This is a genomic window from Curtobacterium sp. MCPF17_011 (assembly GCF_003234145.1).
Lineage (GTDB): Bacteria > Actinomycetota > Actinomycetes > Actinomycetales > Microbacteriaceae > Curtobacterium.
The window spans coordinates 181450-197335 of sequence record NZ_QKSK01000004.1 but is presented as its reverse complement, the minus strand read 5'-3'; the positions used below and the strand labels follow the sequence as shown (position 1 = coordinate 197335).

Here is a 15886-nt window from a genome sequence, read left to right as displayed (position 1 = left end):
GTCTTCACTCGCTCACTCTCACGGATCGCTTCCTGCTGCCTCGTGAAGCGGTTCGCGAGTCTGCCGGAGCTTGCCGACCAACTCGATCACTTCGTCGAGGAGCGCGGGCGAGCGCTTATCTCGTGGGCGTGCGCGTCTGCCTCGGTCTTGTAGATCTCGCCCCATGCGATGCTCGAAGGCATGGCATGGACAGGCGGATCGACGTCGGGGAGACAGATCTGCACGAAGTGCGGGAAGGCGGGGAAGGTCCAGAGGTCTTCGTCTTCGAAGCGACTCCAGAGCAACAGCTCCCCGATGCCCAGCGGGTGGCCGAGCTCCTGACCGTTCAGCGGCGGATCGCAGCTGACCATCAGTGCATGGTGACCGTTCGGGAGCTCGATCGGTCGTTCCACTTCGCACCGGAAGACGGACGAGAATCGCTTGCTGTCGATGGAGGAGAGAAAAAAGACCTCTTGCATGTCAGAACTCCGGATTGATTCCGCTGACGCGATCGAACTGGATCGCGCCCTTCTCGATGCCGTTCGGGACGATGTACTCGTCAAGTCCGCCTCGGTTGCCGTCCAGGGGAACCGGTGCCTTCGTCTCACCGCCGCGCTGGGGTGTTCTCGACCCAGTCGAAGACGACCACGGGCCTTCCTTCAGGCGTCGTGTGGCCGGCGGGACATGGCCGCCGCCGGTGTCCCTTCCCCGAAGATCGAAGTGAACCCGTCTTGCACTCCGACTCGATCCAGGTCGAGGATCCCCGTCCACCACGCTCCGTCCACCACATCGATGACGATGACGGCTTTGTCGAGCTGACCGACATCGGCTTCCTCGAAGCCGATGAACTCGCCCTCGATGAACTGCACCGTGGCTGCAACGAGACGAGTGAACGTGGCGTGGTCGAGCACTGGATTCGGAAGACCTGGCGTGCTGGACACTCGTTCGAGTTCACCAATCTCCAATCCGGAACCAGGGGAGACGTTGACGAAGATGTCCTCGGCTGTCCAAGAGAGTTCGGGGAGACACAGAGATCCCAAGATGTCGTCGAGTTCGACATCCACGTCTTCGTTCTGGATCAAGTCGAGAGTGAAGAGGCGCAGCATCGGTAACCTATCTGCTCAAGGGGAGACAGGGCGATCCTGCTGTGACAGCTGGTGTCTGTTCGTTGCATGGGCCCCGTGCGTGCAGGCGGCGATGCGCGATCGGAATCAGGAGCCGAACAGCTCGGCTGATGTCGGCGTCTTCGTGTAACGGATCTCGTCGAACACCGGGTACCAGGGGTCGAGGCCTGCGTGAGCCCGCACGGCCCTCTCGAGAAGCATCGGACTCCGATAAATCTCGGGTGAGATGGTCTGCATCTCCGCCGGGGATGCTGATCGGCTGGTCGTCCCGGTGAAGTTGGAGACTCGTGCTCCTCCGGTTTCTGGGGATCCGTAGCAGAACGCTGGTAGGAAGCGGTCCGGCTCCGGAGTTCTCTGCCCGATGATCTTCCAGTCGCCGTGGTAGAAGCGGGCATCGAACGTGAGCACAGCGAAGAGCGGATCGACCGTGAAGTTCCAGGAGGACGCGTTCCCACTGCTGTGCAATGGAAGGGTTTGGTCGTACACGAGGACGTAGAGGCTGGCGTTTCGTTCTGCAACCACCACGCCTGGGTAGCCCCGGCTGCTGTCCACGGGGATGAGGAACACGTCGCCGGCATTCGCGAGATTCCCCGGTTCCGTCATGTCCAATGCGGGCCTCCTCCTGCAAATCGGTGACGTTGCTCGCGCATGTGGTGTCCTCTGCTCGCCAACCAGCCATTTGTGTCATGCGCCGAAGAGCTCTGCAGAAGTAGGCGTTTTCTTGTATCGGATGCCGTCGAAAGCTGGAAGCCACGGTTCCAAGCCAGCCTGCGCACGAACGGCCATCTCGAGCAGTAGCGAAGAGCGAGTGATCATGTGTGGGACAGTTGCTGACTCTTCCGGCGTCGCGAGGCGTTCTCGAGTGCCGCTGAAATCGGTGACGCGCACCCCTCCGGTCTCCACGAGGCCGTGCGTGAAGGCCGGAAGGAAGCGTACACGGTCCGGCTCAGCGTGGCCGATCACTTGCCATGCTCCTTCGTCGAATCTCCCATCGAAGGTCTGGATGGCGAACAACGGTTCCGTATCGAGCGGCCATGAGCGACTGTCACTAAGTGCATTGATCTGCACGACCTGGTCGAACACGATCATGTAGAGGCTGACGCCGCGTTCCGCGATCACCTGTCCCAGATGCGCCGATGAGTCGCTGATCGGGATCATGAAGACATCGCCTGCTGTGACATTCAGCGCCTTGCTCGTACTCAATAGGGGTCCTCCGCTGCTGTCGAGTGACACCACGATAGGGCTTTCCGGTCGTCAGTCGAACAGTTCTGCATGGTGATGCCGGCCTTGGAACGGTATGCCGAACACGTCTCCCGGCCGTGCTTCGTACGGCTGTTTCCTGCTGCTCAAGCTGCGTCGCCTCCTCCGGGCCACTTCGGCAATCATCGGGCGGGGGAAGTGCGTCCGGCCGAGGGCAGGAAATCAGTGATGTAGAGCACGCCGACGATCTGACGAGTAGTCGCGTCCAGGGCTGCGGTCACCAATGATTCCTGTAGCCAGATCGAGCCCAGCAGAACGTCCATGGATCCAGCATCAGAGAGGTCCTTCGTGAACTGTTCGAGTCCGACCACCGCGACCCCCTTCTCGCGCGCCAGGTTGTACTTCGTCCACAGCGTCCTCGCGATGCTGGCGGCCTCGGTCTCGCCGAGGCGGAGGAGCCGGTCGTCGGGCAGCGCTTCGATCGCGGACCGGGCGCGGGCTGCGGCCGGGAGTGTCGACGCCCGAAGGAGCCCGCGGAAGTCCCCGACCGAGATTGTCCTCGCCGTCCGAGATCGATCGAGGTAGGTCACAGCGAGCACCTCGTGCTCGTGCTCGTCGAGCACGAGCGACACCACCTCCTCGCCGGACTCCACCTGGCAGAAGAGGACCGGAGCGCTGCCCAGGCCTCCGAGCGGCTCGATCAGCTCCTGGAGGTTCGGTTCGCGGGCCAGGTACCGGGTGCGCACCATGGTCACGAACTCCGCTGCGCTGAAGCGGTTGGCGAAGACCTCGTCGCCCTTCTCAGCGCGAGCCAGCACCGACCCGACCTCCGGTGGTACGGGAACCGTCGAGTGCGCGAGGATCCGGTCGAGATCCCGGACGGTCAGGACACCCATCAGTCGCCGTACCTCTCCACTTTCGTATCGCGGATCACTCCGCGGGTGAGGGCTTCAGATTCGTTCTCGTTCCATCCGCGCCGGACACCCACGTTCAGCCTCGATCCTGGTGCGCACCCCGGAACGCGACGATCCGCTCCTGCTCAACCCGCCAGGTGACGTCGAACTCGCGGGTCGACGCGTCGACGAGGTCGACCTCCTTCCCGGGATCGCGGGCGTTCACGACAAAGCTGTCCAGGATGAGCCGGCTCACGCCGTCCGAGCTCGACTCATTGCCGAGCAAGGTTCTCAGCAGGCATCAGTTCAAGGCCCCGGTGTCCAGGAGGGGCGGCGACCACAGACGTGAGTCAACCCAGCAGCAAATTCCCCTACCTTCGCGGCCCCGCTGGTCGCGACAAATTTGAACGGAACCCTCGATCAGGTGCTCGGCCCTTCGGGTGGCACATCGCCGCGGAGGAGATCAGAGCCGTGCGTCTCGAAGTGTTCGGGAAGCTCAGCGAGTTCCTCTGGCCACTCTTGCAAGAGACGTTTGATGTCCTCGACGATCCACATGGGAACCTTGAGGTTGCGCTCCGCGATGAGCCCTGCTGCGATACTCAGACCGAGAGGGGCTTCGTTGCATTCAACGAGATCGCGCGCATCCTCCAGCGCTTGAATTCCGAGCCGCTCTTCGAGCCCGCTAATGATGCGGAGTGCCTGATTTCGGTAATTGCCAAGGTCGCACATCGTGAGTATTTCGGTGTGTTGGTAGGGAATCCGGAAATGATCTCATCGTTTCTGATGACGACGTTGCGGAACTCCAGGGCGCCCGTCGGTTGCGAACCGATGAAGCGGTGGTAGGTGACGAATCCCGGCTCCGGCCGCCTGGTGGTCGGACTGCCTGATCTCCTTCGGAACGACATGACCTTCACTCGCTCGCTCGCTCGCTCGCACGGATCGCTTCTTGCTGCCTCGTAGAGCGGTTCGCGAGTCTGCGGGAGCTTGCCGACCAACTCGATCACGTCGGGGAGGAACGCGTGCGAGCGCTCATCTCGTGGGCATGCGCGTCGGCCTCGGTCTTGTAGATCTCGCCCCATGCGATGCTCGGAGGCATGGCATGGGCAGGCAGATCGACGTCAGGGAGACAGATCTGCACGAAGTGCGGGAAGGCGGGGAAGGTCCAGAGGTCTTCGTCCTCGAACCGACTCCAGAGCAACAACTCCCCGATGCCGAGTGGATGGCCGAGCTCCTGACCGTTCAGCGGCGGATCGCAGCTGACCATCAGTGCATGGTGACCGTTCGGGAGCTCGATCGGTCGTTCCACTTCGCACCGGAAGACGGACGAGAACCGCTTGCTGTCCATGGACGAGAGGAAGAAGACTTCTTGCATGTCAGAACTCCGGATTGATGCCGCTGACGCGATCGAGCTGGATCGCGCCCTTGTCGATGCCGTTCGGGATGATGTACTCGTCTAGTCCGCCTCGGTTGCCGTCCAGGGGAAGCGCTGCCCTCGTCTTCACCACCGCGCTGGGGTCGCGCAACGTCCCTTCGAGCAGGAACCGCCCCGAGTTCACGCTGTAATCGGGCCCGGTCTTCCCTGACGGTAGTCCTGCGACGTCGCGGTAGTTGGCAACAGACCCAGGGTGGGACGGCGACCATGAGGCACCGGTCGGCTGAGCATCTCCGCCGTAGACACGGTAGATCTTCTGACCTTCGAAGGGCGTCGGGAGCTCGTCGCCGAGCTTGTTCACCGCTGTCGGCAGATGCACCTTGTTGAGCACCCCGCCGGTGGCTGCCGACGTCGCGGCGCCCTCGGTAGCGTTCCGCAGCAGGCTGCCCGGTGTGACCGGCTGCCCACTGACGACGGTGTTCGCGACGTTCTCGACAGCACCCTCGACCGCGTTCCCGACGAAGTGCTTCCCGATCGCCGCACCGAAGCCGCCGCCGACGGCGCCGAACGCCCCGCTGACCGCGACCTGCCCCCAGTTGACCTCGCCGGTGGTGGCCTTCTGGATGATGGTGTCCGCGCCGGCGCTGATGAGCATCATGCCGACCGGGCCGCCGACCCCGGTGGCCATGAGGAGCCCACCGCCGACGACCATCGCGCCACCGGCGACGTACTCCCAGTTGTCCTTGAACCATTCGCCCGTGGCCGCTGCAGCCCGGGCCAGGGGACCCTGCTCACTGGCGGCGTAGGCCTCGAGCTCGGCGTCGGTGATCGGCGCGAGCCCGAGCGGGTCGAGCGCGTGCAGCGGGTCGTTCCCGGCGAACGAGTACGGGTTGCCACCCCACGCGGCTCCGGCGGGCGGAGCGAGCGGGTCGACGGAGAGGAACCCGCGCGTGGTCGGGTCGTAGGCGCGGGCGCCCATCCACTCCAGGCCGGCGACCTGCAGCGTGCCGTCGGCACCCAGACCGAGGGCTGCGGGCAGGGACGCGCCTCCGACGTCGGCGAGGACCTGCCACGGGTCCGCTTCCGATGCGGCACGAGCGCTGCGCCAACCGGCGGTCGTCCAGGCGTCACCGACTCCGGTGATGCCACCGGGAGCACGGAGGACCGGAGCGTCGCCGACAGCGAGGAGCGTCGGCGTGGCCGCCGCGGTGTCCCAGGCGATCGGGACACCGTCGACATCGGCGAGTTCGCCGAGGGCATCGACCGTCAGGTTGGTCGACGCTGAGCCATCCGGACCCTGTGTCCGGGTGCCCGTGAGCCACCCGCGGGCGTCCCAGAGTGAGTCGGTGGTGCTGCCGTCGCTCCGGAGTTCGCGCGTGCGCTGGCCGCGCCCGTCGTACTCGTAGGTGACGGACGCGTCACCGTCCTCGACCCGGAGGAGTTGACCTGCCGCGTCGTGGTGGAACCGGCGGACTCGATCATCGGTGCGTTCCTCGACGAGCCGTCCGGCTGCGTCGTAGACCCAGTCGGACCGGTGGTCAGAACCCATAGCTGACACGAGTTCGGCGGAGACCAGCTGTGCCCCGTCGTCGTGGCCGTACCTGGTCCGTCCGGCGGGGCCGTCCACCGACAGGATCCGCCCGTCGGGGTCCCGCTCGATGCGGGTCACGTCGGACCCGTCGGCGTCGGTCGTCGTGTGCTCGACGAGCTGGCCGTCCGCGTAGCGCCAGGACTGCAGCTGGTCACCGGCCCGGAGGCCCGTCAGGCGTCCGGCAGGGTCGTGGTCGTACCGGACCTCGCCGAAGGCGGTGTGCTCGACACGGCTGACACGACCCACGGCATCGCGGTCGTACCGGGTGACCGTGCCGTCGGGGGAGTACACGGCGGTGCGGAGGCCGTCGGCGTCGTGGCTCCACCGGGTCTCACGGGAGCCGGTGCTGCGACGGACGAGCTGTCCGAGCCGGCTGTAATCCAGCGTGTGGTCCACCGGATCCCCGCCACGGGTGTGGTCGGTGATCGTGACGGTCCGGGAGCGCGGGTCGCGGTCGATGCGGGCGAGCAGTGCGTCGTCGGCGTACTGGGCGACCTCGAGCCCGGCGGCGTCGTGCTCCCATCGCAGGGTCCTGCCGTCGGGGTCGGTCTGGGTCAGCTGGCGGCCGGCCGCGTCGTAGGTCGCGGTGGTCGTTCGTCCCAGGGGATCAGAGGACGACGACACCTTGTCGAGCTGCGTGTACGTCCGGACCGTCACACCGCCGAGTGGGTCGGTGGTGCGGACGAGTCGGCCGCGCTCGTCGTACTCGTAGCGGGTCACCCCACCGAGCCCGTTCACCGCGGCGGTCAACTGGCCGGCGGCGTCGTACCGGAACGACCGCTGCCCGAACCGGGAGTCACGTGCCGAGACGACCCGACCGACCCGGTCGTACCGGTACTCCGCGGTGCCGACGCCCGGCACCTGGGAGCGCACGACACGGCCGACGGCGTCGTACTCGGTCCGTGCGACCGTCCCGTCGGGCATCGTCCGCGCCGTGATCCGCGAATCGGCGTCGTACGTCAGCGTGGTGCGGGCGCCGGCCGGGTCGACGGCGGCGACGGGACGACCACAGCGGTCGTACTCGTAGCGGCTCGTCCGCCCGGCGGGCGTGGTCACCGTGACGACCCGACCGGCCCGGTCGCGCTCGATGACCGTGAGACCACCGTCGGCGTCGACGAGCTCCACCGGGCGTCCTGCGGCGTCGTGGGTGGTCAGCTCCGCGGAGGAGTCCGCGTGTTCGACCGACAGCGGCCGACCGAGTTCGTCCGTGCGGACGGTGACGTCCTCGAACGCGTTCCGCACGACCGCGATGCCGTCGACACGTGCGCGCTCGGTCTCGGTCCGGACGCCGGTCGGGTCGACGGTCGCGCTGACCTGCCCGGTTGCGTCGTACTCGCGGGCCCAGCTGCCGCCGGCCGGGTCGACCACGGTGCCGAGACGCGAGAGCGCGTCGTGGACGAAGCGCCACTCGGCCCCGTCCGGCAGGGTCGCCGTCGTCACGTTGCCGAGCGCGTCGAAGTCCTTCGTGACGACCCGACCGAGCGGGTCCGTCGTCGCGACGACCTGGCCGTGCGGTCCGTAGCTCAGCTCGGTCCGTGCACCGGTGGGGTCGATCGTCGCGGTGACCCGGCCGCCCGGACCGTGTTCGTACCGCCACACGCCGCCGTCGGGCTCCTCACGCGAGGTCAACAGTCCGGAGGCGTCGTACCGGTAGCGCGTGCGGTGGCCGAGGGGCGTCCGGGCTTCGACAACACGACCGGCGTCGTCGCGCTCGAGTCGTGCGACCGCGCCGTCGGCGTTCTCGATGCCGACGACGTCGCCGAACCGGTCGTGGTGGAAGGTGACGGTCACCCCGGTCGGGTCGGTGCACCGGACGAGCACACCGCCGCGCCACTCGAGCTCGGTCCGACCGCCGACGGGGTCGACGACGACCGACGGGTTGCGGTCCGCTGCGTCGGCGTACTCGTACTCGACGACGCCACCGGCCGCCGTGACGATCGTCGTGACGCGGTCCTGCTCGTCGTGGCCGTACGTCAGGTCGGCGCCCTCCGGCGTCACGGTGCGGACGCGTCGGCCACGGTCGTCGTACCCGTGGACGGTCGTCTGGCCGTCGCGCTCCGTGACCGAGACCAGGTTGCCGTGCGGGTCGTACGACATCGACTGACGGCGGCCGTCGGCGTCGACGATCCCGACGACGCGGCCCTTCCGGTCCGAGATCCAGGTGTTCGTGGCGGTTCCGTCAGTGTCCGACACCGAGGTCACCCGGCCCTGCAGGTACGCGAACCGGACGGTGCGTCCGAACGGGGTGCGCTGCTCGACCACGCGGCCCTGCGCGTCGTACACGTTGACGCACTCGACGACGCCGGAGGCCGCGGTCACCTGGTCGACCAGGCCCGCGTCGTCCCACCGGTAGCGTCGCGTGCCGACCGCGTCCTGCGCGGCGACGAGGCGTCGGGCGTGGTCGTACCGGTACTCGACGCGGCGGCCGTCCGACGCCGAGACGGAGGCGACGCGGTCGTCCTGGTACTCGACGTGGAGCGCGCGGCCGAGCTCGTGCTCGAGCCGGGTGATCCGGTCGTCGCCGTCCCGGACGACCGAGACGCCGGTGCCCGGCCCCCGGTCGGTGCCGAGCCAGAGCCCGGCGGGCGTGAACGTCCATCGGCCGCCGGCGTTGTCGGCGACGACGAGCACGGCGTCCTCGCGGCGGAGCCAGAGGTCCTCGCCGACCCCGCGTGCCCAGCCGTCGTCGTCCCGGGGGAAGTCGACCTGGCGCCCGTCCTCGAGCACGATCGACGCGACCTCGTCCCCGAGCTCCAACCGGACGTCGAGCACCGACGACCACCCGATGCCGAACCAGCCCACCCGAGTGTCGAGCGAGTTGTACATCCGTGAGAAGTGCAGCGCTGCCGCGGCCCCGCCGAAGCGCAGATCGGTCTCCGGCTCGAGGAAGTTCCCCGTCGCGGTGTTCACCGGGTCGTCGGCGAAGCCGTTCGTCGGCGGGGTGCCCATCGCCGAGAACGGGCCGATGGTCAGGTCGTCGCGGGTGGCGTCGATGCCGGCCGCCGCCAGGGCCGCCGAGATCGAGGCGTCCGACAGCGTGGCGGGTCCGGTGCCACCGCCTGCGGCCTCGAACTGCGCCGCGACGGTGCCCGCCCAGGCGGCGTCCTGCCCGTTCGCGGTCAGCCAGTCGTTCACGGCGGTCACGAGCGACTGCGCGTTGAGCGTGCCCCAGCACGGGTTGCAGCCGGACTCGTAGTCGGTCAGCGCGTTGCGGAAGGTCGAGACCGCACCAGCGAGTGACTCGTCGCACGACCGGATGCCGGACTGGAACGACCGGAGGTCTGCGGGCACCGCCGACGACGTGCCGCCGCCTCCGCCGCCCCCACCGGCCGGGATGGTCCGGCCGCTCACCGTCACGGCGTCGGCCTGGCGGTGCGGCTCTGGCTCCGGCTCCGGTGGCTTCGGGTCGTCGTCGGCGCCGAACCACGTCCCGACCTCGTGGGTCGCGGCGACGAACAAGTTGTCCTCGCGCTCCTTCTTGCGCGCCGCCCAGGCCTTCGCCTTCGCCCGCCGGTCGTCCTCCTGCTTCGCGGCCTCACGCAGCTGCTCGACGAAGCCCGACAGACTCTGCAGCGCGTCGACGAGCTCGGACGCCCCGCGTGAGGCGACATCGGCGTTGTCCGCGAAGACCTGGGAGAAGTACCCCCGGAACTCCCGGCTCGCGGTCGTGACGTACGACGCCCGTGACCCCTTCTGGCCGCTGATCGCGCTCGCGAGCCCTGTCGTAGCGGACTTCAGCGCGTCGGCGTCTCCGTATGAGTACCCCGTCGGGTCGTTGCCGTGGATCTTCCCCATGTCGTCCCGTTCCCCTCGTCGGTTGACGGGCCCATCCTGCCACGTGCACCGTGCGCTCCACCGGAACGCTCAGCAGACGGCGGGAACGACGGACGGGAGGCGCGGTACCAGCTGGCACCGTCCTCCCTCGCAGGCTCGGTCGGCGCGGCCCGCGTGACGCTGGCGCGTGACCGCTGAGCGGGCCGCGCCCGTCCGGAACGAGGCGGCTACGCGACCGCCGCCGTGACCTGCCGCTGCACCCGGCCGAGCATGCCGACCATGCCGCGGATCCGCAGCGGACTGACCGCCTCGGACAGCCCGATCGTGAGCGGGTAGTCGGACGGCACGGCGAGCACCTGCTCGGCGGTGAGGCCGGAGAGCCCCTGCGCCAGGATCGAGGCGAACCCCCGGGTGGTGGGGGACTCGCGCGGCGCCGTGGCGTGCATCCGGACGACGTCGGGTGCGTCGCCGTCCGCACCGACCGTGACGGAGATGAAGACCGGGGACTGGCACTCCTCGACACGTTCGAGTTCGTCCTCGTGTCCCTGCAGGCGCGGCGGGAGGGCAGGCAGCTCGTCGGAGAACTCGAGCAGGAGCTGCAGGCGGTCGTTCAACGAGAGCGCGAGGAAGTCGTCGCGGATCTCGGCGAGGGGCTGGGGGAGTGCTGCGTCCGTCATCGAGCAGGCAGCGTACCCGGCTCGGATCCCACCGCGATCGGGACGCGGACCGCGCTGCCCCACTCGGTCCAGGATCCGTCGTAGTTGCGGACGTTCTCGTAGCCGAGCAGGTGCTGCAGCACGAACCAGGTGTGGCTCGAGCGCTCACCGATGCGGCAGTAGGCGATGACCTCGTCCGCGTCGCCGATGCCGGCGCCGTCGCGGTAGACGGCGTCGAGCTCGTCCCGCGACTTGAACGTGCCGTCCGCGGCGGCGGCGGTCGCCCACGGGATGTTCACGGCGGTGGGGATGTGGCCGCCGCGGAGGGCGCCCTCTTCCGGGTAGTCCGGCGCGGTGGTCCGGTCACCGGAGTACTCCGGGGCACTGCGGACGTCGATGAGGGGCTTGCCGAGGTGGGCGAGGACGTCGTCCTTGAAGGCGCGGACCGGCTCGTCGTGGCGCTCCACGACGGGGTACTCGACCGGCTCGACGGACGTCCGGTCGGTGGTCATCGCGCGGCCCTCGGCGATCCACTTCGCCCGGCCGCCGTCGAGCAGGCGGACGTCCTCGTGCCCGAAGAGCGTGAAGACCCAGAGGGCGTAGGCCGCCCACCAGTTGTTCTTGTCGCCGTGGATGACGACGGTGGTGTCGCGGCCGATGCCCTTGCCGCCGACGAGTCGGGCGAAGGCCTCGCCGTCGATGTAGTCGCGCTGCACCGGGTCGTTGAGGTCGGTGTGCCAGTCGATCTTCACCGAGCCCGGGATGTGCCCGGTCTCGTAGAGCAGGACGTCCTCGTCGGACTCCACCACGACGAGCTCCGGCGATCCGGCTCCGTCGTCGAGTTGCTCCTGCAGCCACTCGGTGGACACCAGGCGCTCGGGGTGCGCGTAGGAGCGGAACTTCTCGGACGGGTCGACCGGTGCGGTCATCGGGGGTACCTCCTGGGGATCGGTGGCGCGCGGACTACGATCGGTCCTTGCGCGTCAACGGCAACGGTACGCGGACGGGCCGAGTCCCCGCCGCACCGTGACACTCCACGACGTAGACGACACGCACGACGTACACGACACGCACGCTCCGCACCGGAAGGCCGTCTTGCCCGAACTCGCTCCCGTCGCCCACCTCGTGGACCGCGACCCGCAGGTGACCCCGCAGCAGATGGCCGACTCCCTGGTGCCGCCGTCGCAGTTCACCACCGCGTCGTTCGCCTCGTACCGCCCCGACCCGGAGTACGCGTCGCAGGCCGAGGTCCGCGACGCGGTCGAAGCGTTCGTCGCCACACAGCCGGAGCCCGCCAAGCGCGGCCTGTTCGGCCGGAAGCGCAAGGAGCCCGAGACCCCGGCGCGATCGGGCGTGTACCTGGACGGCGGGTTCGGCGTCGGCAAGACCCACCTGCTCGCCGCCGCCTACCACGCCGCGTCCGGCCGGAAGACGTTCGGCACCTTCATCGAGTACACCGCCCTCGTCGGCGCACTCGGCTTCCAGGGGACCGTCGACCTGCTCCGCGGCACCTCGCTGGTCTGCATCGACGAGTTCGAGCTCGACGACCCGGGCGACACGATGGTGATGACGCGGCTCATCAAGGAGCTGTCCGAGACCGGCACCCGCTTCGCCGCGACGTCGAACACCCCGCCGGGAGCGCTCGGCGAGGGCCGGTTCGCGGCGCAGGACTTCCTGCGGGAGATCCAGGCGATGTCGGACCGGTTCGACACGATGCGGATCGACGGCCTCGACTTCCGTCGCCGTGCCGTCGACGAGTCCGCCTCGGTGGTCGACGACGTCCCGTCCGTCCTGGCGACCCTGTCCTCGGTGACGACGTCCCGGTCGGGAGGCCCGGCCCGCGTCACGCAGGACGACTTCCGCTCCGTCGTGGCCCACCTGGCGTCGGTGCACCCGTCGAAGTACGTCGCGCTGGTCGACGGCCTCGACGCCGTCGGACTGACCGACGTGCAGGCGTTCACCGACCAGACCGATGCCCTCCGCTGGGTGGCGCTCGTCGACCGGCTCTACGACGCGCAGGTGCGGATCGTCGCCTCCGGCATCCCGCTCGACACTGTCTACCCCGAGGTGATGCTCGAGGGCGGGTACCGCAAGAAGTACCTGCGCGCGGCCAGTCGTGTCGTGGCGCTGACGCGCGCGGAGACCGAAGCCAGCGCGGAGACCGAGCCCCGGGCCTCCTGACCGTCCTCGCACGTCGCTCGGGGCGCCTGCACACCGCGCTGACCGGTCCACGAAACACAGCGTTCACAGAACGCGCCGTGACGTTACCTCCGCGAAACAGACCGAGCGCTCCGGTGAAACACGTCGTCGCCAGACTCGGTCGCACCCGAGGCGGACGAGAGCCGCACAGCGACGAGAGGTGCACACATGCTTGATCAGGGCAACACGACGTTCGTGTTGGTCATGGCGGCCCTGGTGTTGTTCATGACACCCGGCCTGGCCTTCTTCTACGGCGGACTGGTGAAGGCGAAGTCCGTCATCAGCATGATGATGATGTCGTTCGGAGCGATCGCCCTGGTGAGCGTCCTCTGGGTGCTCTACGGCTACGCGATCGCCTTCGCGAACCCCGGCGACCACACGGCGATCTCCGGCGTCGTCGGCTTCTTCAGCATCGACTGGAACCAGCTCGGCCTCGGCCAGGCGTTCGAGGAGGCCACGGCCTCGAAGATCGACGCGTCCTACCCGTCGATGGCCTTCGTCGGCTTCCAGGCGACGTTCGCGATCATCACCGTCGCCCTCATCTCCGGCGCGATCGCCGACCGCGCCAAGTTCGGCGCGTGGATGGTCTTCGCCGGCGTCTGGGTCACGGTCGTGTACTTCCCGGTCGCCTCCTGGGTGTTCAACCTGACCTCCGGCTGGGCCGCCACCTGGGGCGTCATCGACTTCGCCGGTGGCACCGCGGTGCACATCAACGCGGGTGCCGCGGGCCTCGCCCTGGCGCTGGTGCTCGGCAAGCGTGTCGGGTTCGCCAAGGGTGCGCACAAGCCGCACAACCCGCCCTTCGTCCTGCTCGGTGCCGCCATCCTCTGGTTCGGCTGGTTCGGCTTCAACGCCGGCTCCGAGGGTGCCGCTGACGGCATCGCCTCGATCGCCTGGGTGAACACGCTCGCCGCCCCGGCTGCCGCGATCCTCGGCTGGCTGCTCGTCGAGAAGCTCAAGGACGGCAAGGCCACCTCCGTCGGAGCCGCCTCGGGTGCCGTCACCGGTCTCGTCGCGATCACCCCGGCCTGCGCCAACCTGACGCCCGGATGGGGCTTGGTGCTCGGCTTCCTCGCCGGCATCGTCTGCTGCTTCGCGATCGACTGGAAGTACCGCCTGGGCTTCGACGACTCGCTCGACGTGGTCGGCGTGCACCTGGTGGGCGGCATCTTCGGCACGCTGTTCCTCGGCTTCTTCGCCAACGACACCGGCCTGATCTACTCCGGCTCGTTCGAGCAGCTCGGCAAGCAGGCCGCGGCCGCCGCAGCCGTCGGTGTCTACTCCTTCGTCCTGGCCTTCGTCATCGGTTTCATCATCGAGAAGACGATCGGCTTCCGTGTCAAGACCGAGGACGAGGTCGCCGGCATCGACACCGCGGTCCACGGCGAAGAGGGCTACGTCCTCTACGACGAGGAGGACAAGAGCCCGGTCGGCGTCCGCTGACACGCGTTCCCGCACGACGACGGCCCCCGCTCACCCGAGCGGGGGCCGTCGTCGTGCGTGCGCCCGCGAAACGCAACGGCGGCGACGCCGCGCAACGGAGTACCGCTGCGCGGTGCCGCCGCGGTTGCGTTTCGCGGGGCTGGACGGGACGAGGTCAGTCCGTGTCGGCGCCACGCTCGCGCGAGCCGCCCGGTGCTGCCTGGTCGTCGGTCTGGGTGCCGGCGGAGGTGTCGCCGAGGTCGTCGCCACCGCCGACGAGGGCATCGCCACCACGAGCGTCGTTCCCCAGGGCGGCCAGAGCGGACTGCTCCTGGTCCCCACGGTCCTCCAGATCGAGGCCGGAGCGGTCGTCGTCAGCGCGCTCCTCGACGTGGGTGCTGCCGCCTGCGGTGTCCCCGGTGGTCGCAGCCTCGTGCTGCATCGCCTCACCGAGCTCGGTGTTGCCGCCGTCGCCGCCGTGGTCGTTGGGCATCGAGGTGGTCATCGTGCGTGTCCCTTCGTCGGTGGTTCCGTCGAGCCATCCGTAGCCCCGGCCGGCTGGACCCGCACCCGAGCCGTCCGGGAAACGCAACGTGGGCGGCACCGCGCAACGGAACACCGTTGCGTGACACCGCCCACGTTGCGTCTTGCGGGAGGTCAGGTCACCAGGCGTAGTCCTCGGGGGACGTCTTGTGGCCGGGGAAGAGCTCGTCGAGGCGGTCGAGCGCCGACTGGTCGAGGCGCACGTCGACGGCACGGACCGCGGACTCCCACTGCTCCATCGTGCGGGGGCCGGTGATCGGCGCGGTGACGCCCGGCTGGTGCAGCAGCCACGCGAGCGCGACCTCACCCGGCGTGTGTCCGAGCTCCTTCGCGAACGACTCGTACGCGGTCAGCTGGTCACGGTGCGCGTCGACGTACTCGGCGCTGCGGCCGGACAGGCGGCGGGACCCGTTCTCGGTCTTCTCGATGACACCACCGAGCAGACCGCCCTGCAACGGCGACCACGGGATGACCCCGAGGCCGTAGTGCTGTGCGGCCGGCAGGACCTCGCGCTCGATGTCCCGGACGACCAGGTTGTAGATCGACTGCTCGCTGACGAGCCCGAGGAAGTTCCGGTGCTTCGCGGCCTCCTGCGCCTGGGCGATGTGCCACCCGGCGAAGTTCGACGAGCCGACGTAGAGGATCTTCCCCTGGCCGACCGCGATCTCCATCGCCTGCCAGATCTCGTCCCAGGGCGTGTCCCGGTCGACGTGGTGCATCTGGTACAGGTCGATGTGGTCGGTCTGCAGGCGTCGGAGCGAGGCGTCGATCGACTGGCGGATGTTGTACGCGCTGAGCTTCTCGCCGTTCGGCCAGCCGGTCATGTCGCCGTAGACCTTCGTGGCGAGGATCGTCTTCTCGCGGCGTCCGCCGCCCCGGGCGAACCACCGTCCGATGATCTCCTCGGTGGCGCCCTTGCCCACCGAGCCGCCGTACGCGTTGGCGGTGTCGAAGAAGTTGACGCCGAGTTCGTGGGCCCGGTCCATGATCGCGTGCGAGTCGTCCTCGCCGGTCTCCGGTCCGAAGTTCATCGTGCCGAGCACTGCCCGTGACACCGACAGCCCTGTCCGCCCGAGGTGTGTGTAGTCCATGGTCCAGGTCTACGCCCCTGCCTCGATGCCCTGCCAGGCACT

At 68.6% G+C, this 15886-nt stretch carries 15 protein-coding genes; 3 read left to right on the top strand and 12 right to left on the bottom strand.

The genetic code is table 11. From position 1 onward, the window contains the following. Nucleotides 1-86: 86 nt before the first annotated feature. From DEJ25_RS06995 to DEJ25_RS16615, 6 genes are all read right to left on the bottom strand, one after another. Nucleotides 87-458: a hypothetical protein gene (locus DEJ25_RS06995; RefSeq protein WP_111044222.1), complete on the bottom strand. Its 372-nt coding sequence runs from the start codon at nucleotides 456-458 to the stop codon at nucleotides 87-89. 180 nt (nucleotides 459-638) lie between these two features. Next, a complete protein-coding gene (locus DEJ25_RS06990) occupies nucleotides 639-1085 on the bottom strand; it encodes a hypothetical protein (protein ID WP_110902420.1) in 447 nt (148 codons plus the stop codon). Nucleotides 1086-1190: 105 nt separating this feature from the next. Further along, on the bottom strand, nucleotides 1191-1706 hold the full coding sequence (locus DEJ25_RS06985; RefSeq protein WP_110902419.1) for an Imm26 family immunity protein: 516 nt from the start codon (nucleotides 1704-1706) through the stop codon (nucleotides 1191-1193). An 81-nt stretch (nucleotides 1707-1787) separates the two neighbouring features. Further along, a complete protein-coding gene (locus tag DEJ25_RS06980) occupies nucleotides 1788-2306 on the bottom strand; it encodes a hypothetical protein (RefSeq protein WP_110902418.1) in 519 nt (172 codons plus the stop codon). A gap of 179 nt (nucleotides 2307-2485) precedes the next feature. Next, a complete protein-coding gene (locus tag DEJ25_RS06975) occupies nucleotides 2486-3199 on the bottom strand; it encodes a hypothetical protein (protein WP_111044220.1) in 714 nt (237 codons plus the stop codon). Nucleotides 3200-3293: 94 nt separating this feature from the next. Then, on the bottom strand, nucleotides 3294-3452 hold the full coding sequence (locus tag DEJ25_RS16615) for a hypothetical protein (protein ID WP_181427366.1): 159 nt from the start codon (nucleotides 3450-3452) through the stop codon (nucleotides 3294-3296). Nucleotides 3453-3667: 215 nt separating this feature from the next. On the opposite strand from DEJ25_RS16615, the gene DEJ25_RS06970 reads away from it, so the two are divergent. Continuing rightward, entirely contained in the window at nucleotides 3668-4039 is a 372-nt protein-coding gene (locus DEJ25_RS06970; protein ID WP_111044219.1) for a hypothetical protein, read from the top strand. Nucleotides 4040-4196: 157 nt separating this feature from the next. On the opposite strand, the gene DEJ25_RS06965 is transcribed toward DEJ25_RS06970, so the two are convergent. The 4 genes from DEJ25_RS06965 to DEJ25_RS06950 form a co-directional block, all read right to left on the bottom strand. Next, nucleotides 4197-4568, bottom strand: coding sequence for a hypothetical protein (locus DEJ25_RS06965; protein WP_111044218.1), 372 nt, complete (start codon nucleotides 4566-4568; stop codon nucleotides 4197-4199). A 1-nt stretch (nucleotide 4569) separates the two neighbouring features. Beyond that, the gene (locus tag DEJ25_RS06960; protein ID WP_111044217.1) at nucleotides 4570-9954 is read right to left on the bottom strand and encodes a DUF6531 domain-containing protein; all 5385 of its coding nucleotides are present in this window, start codon (nucleotides 9952-9954) and stop codon (nucleotides 4570-4572) included. 206 nt (nucleotides 9955-10160) lie between these two features. Beyond that, on the bottom strand, nucleotides 10161-10610 hold the full coding sequence (locus DEJ25_RS06955) for a SufE family protein (RefSeq protein WP_110902411.1): 450 nt from the start codon (nucleotides 10608-10610) through the stop codon (nucleotides 10161-10163). Further along, the gene (locus DEJ25_RS06950) at nucleotides 10607-11518 is read right to left on the bottom strand and encodes a sulfurtransferase (protein WP_111044216.1); all 912 of its coding nucleotides are present in this window, start codon (nucleotides 11516-11518) and stop codon (nucleotides 10607-10609) included. Before DEJ25_RS06950 ends, DEJ25_RS06955 begins: the two co-directional genes overlap by 4 nt. A gap of 166 nt (nucleotides 11519-11684) precedes the next feature. On the opposite strand from DEJ25_RS06950, the gene zapE reads away from it, so the two are divergent. Both zapE and DEJ25_RS06940 read left to right on the top strand, forming a co-directional pair. Continuing rightward, nucleotides 11685-12770: a cell division protein ZapE gene (zapE, locus tag DEJ25_RS06945; RefSeq protein WP_258366440.1), complete on the top strand. Its 1086-nt coding sequence runs from the start codon at nucleotides 11685-11687 to the stop codon at nucleotides 12768-12770. A gap of 186 nt (nucleotides 12771-12956) precedes the next feature. Next, nucleotides 12957-14231: an ammonium transporter gene (locus DEJ25_RS06940; protein WP_110902409.1), complete on the top strand. Its 1275-nt coding sequence runs from the start codon at nucleotides 12957-12959 to the stop codon at nucleotides 14229-14231. 154 nt (nucleotides 14232-14385) lie between these two features. On the opposite strand, the gene DEJ25_RS06935 is transcribed toward DEJ25_RS06940, so the two are convergent. After that, nucleotides 14386-14715 (bottom strand): hypothetical protein, encoded by a 330-nt coding sequence (locus DEJ25_RS06935; protein ID WP_111044215.1) that lies wholly within the window; start codon nucleotides 14713-14715, stop codon nucleotides 14386-14388. 157 nt (nucleotides 14716-14872) lie between these two features. Next, entirely contained in the window at nucleotides 14873-15844 is a 972-nt protein-coding gene (locus DEJ25_RS06930; protein ID WP_111044214.1) for an aldo/keto reductase, read from the bottom strand. Nucleotides 15845-15886 lie beyond the last annotated feature (42 nt).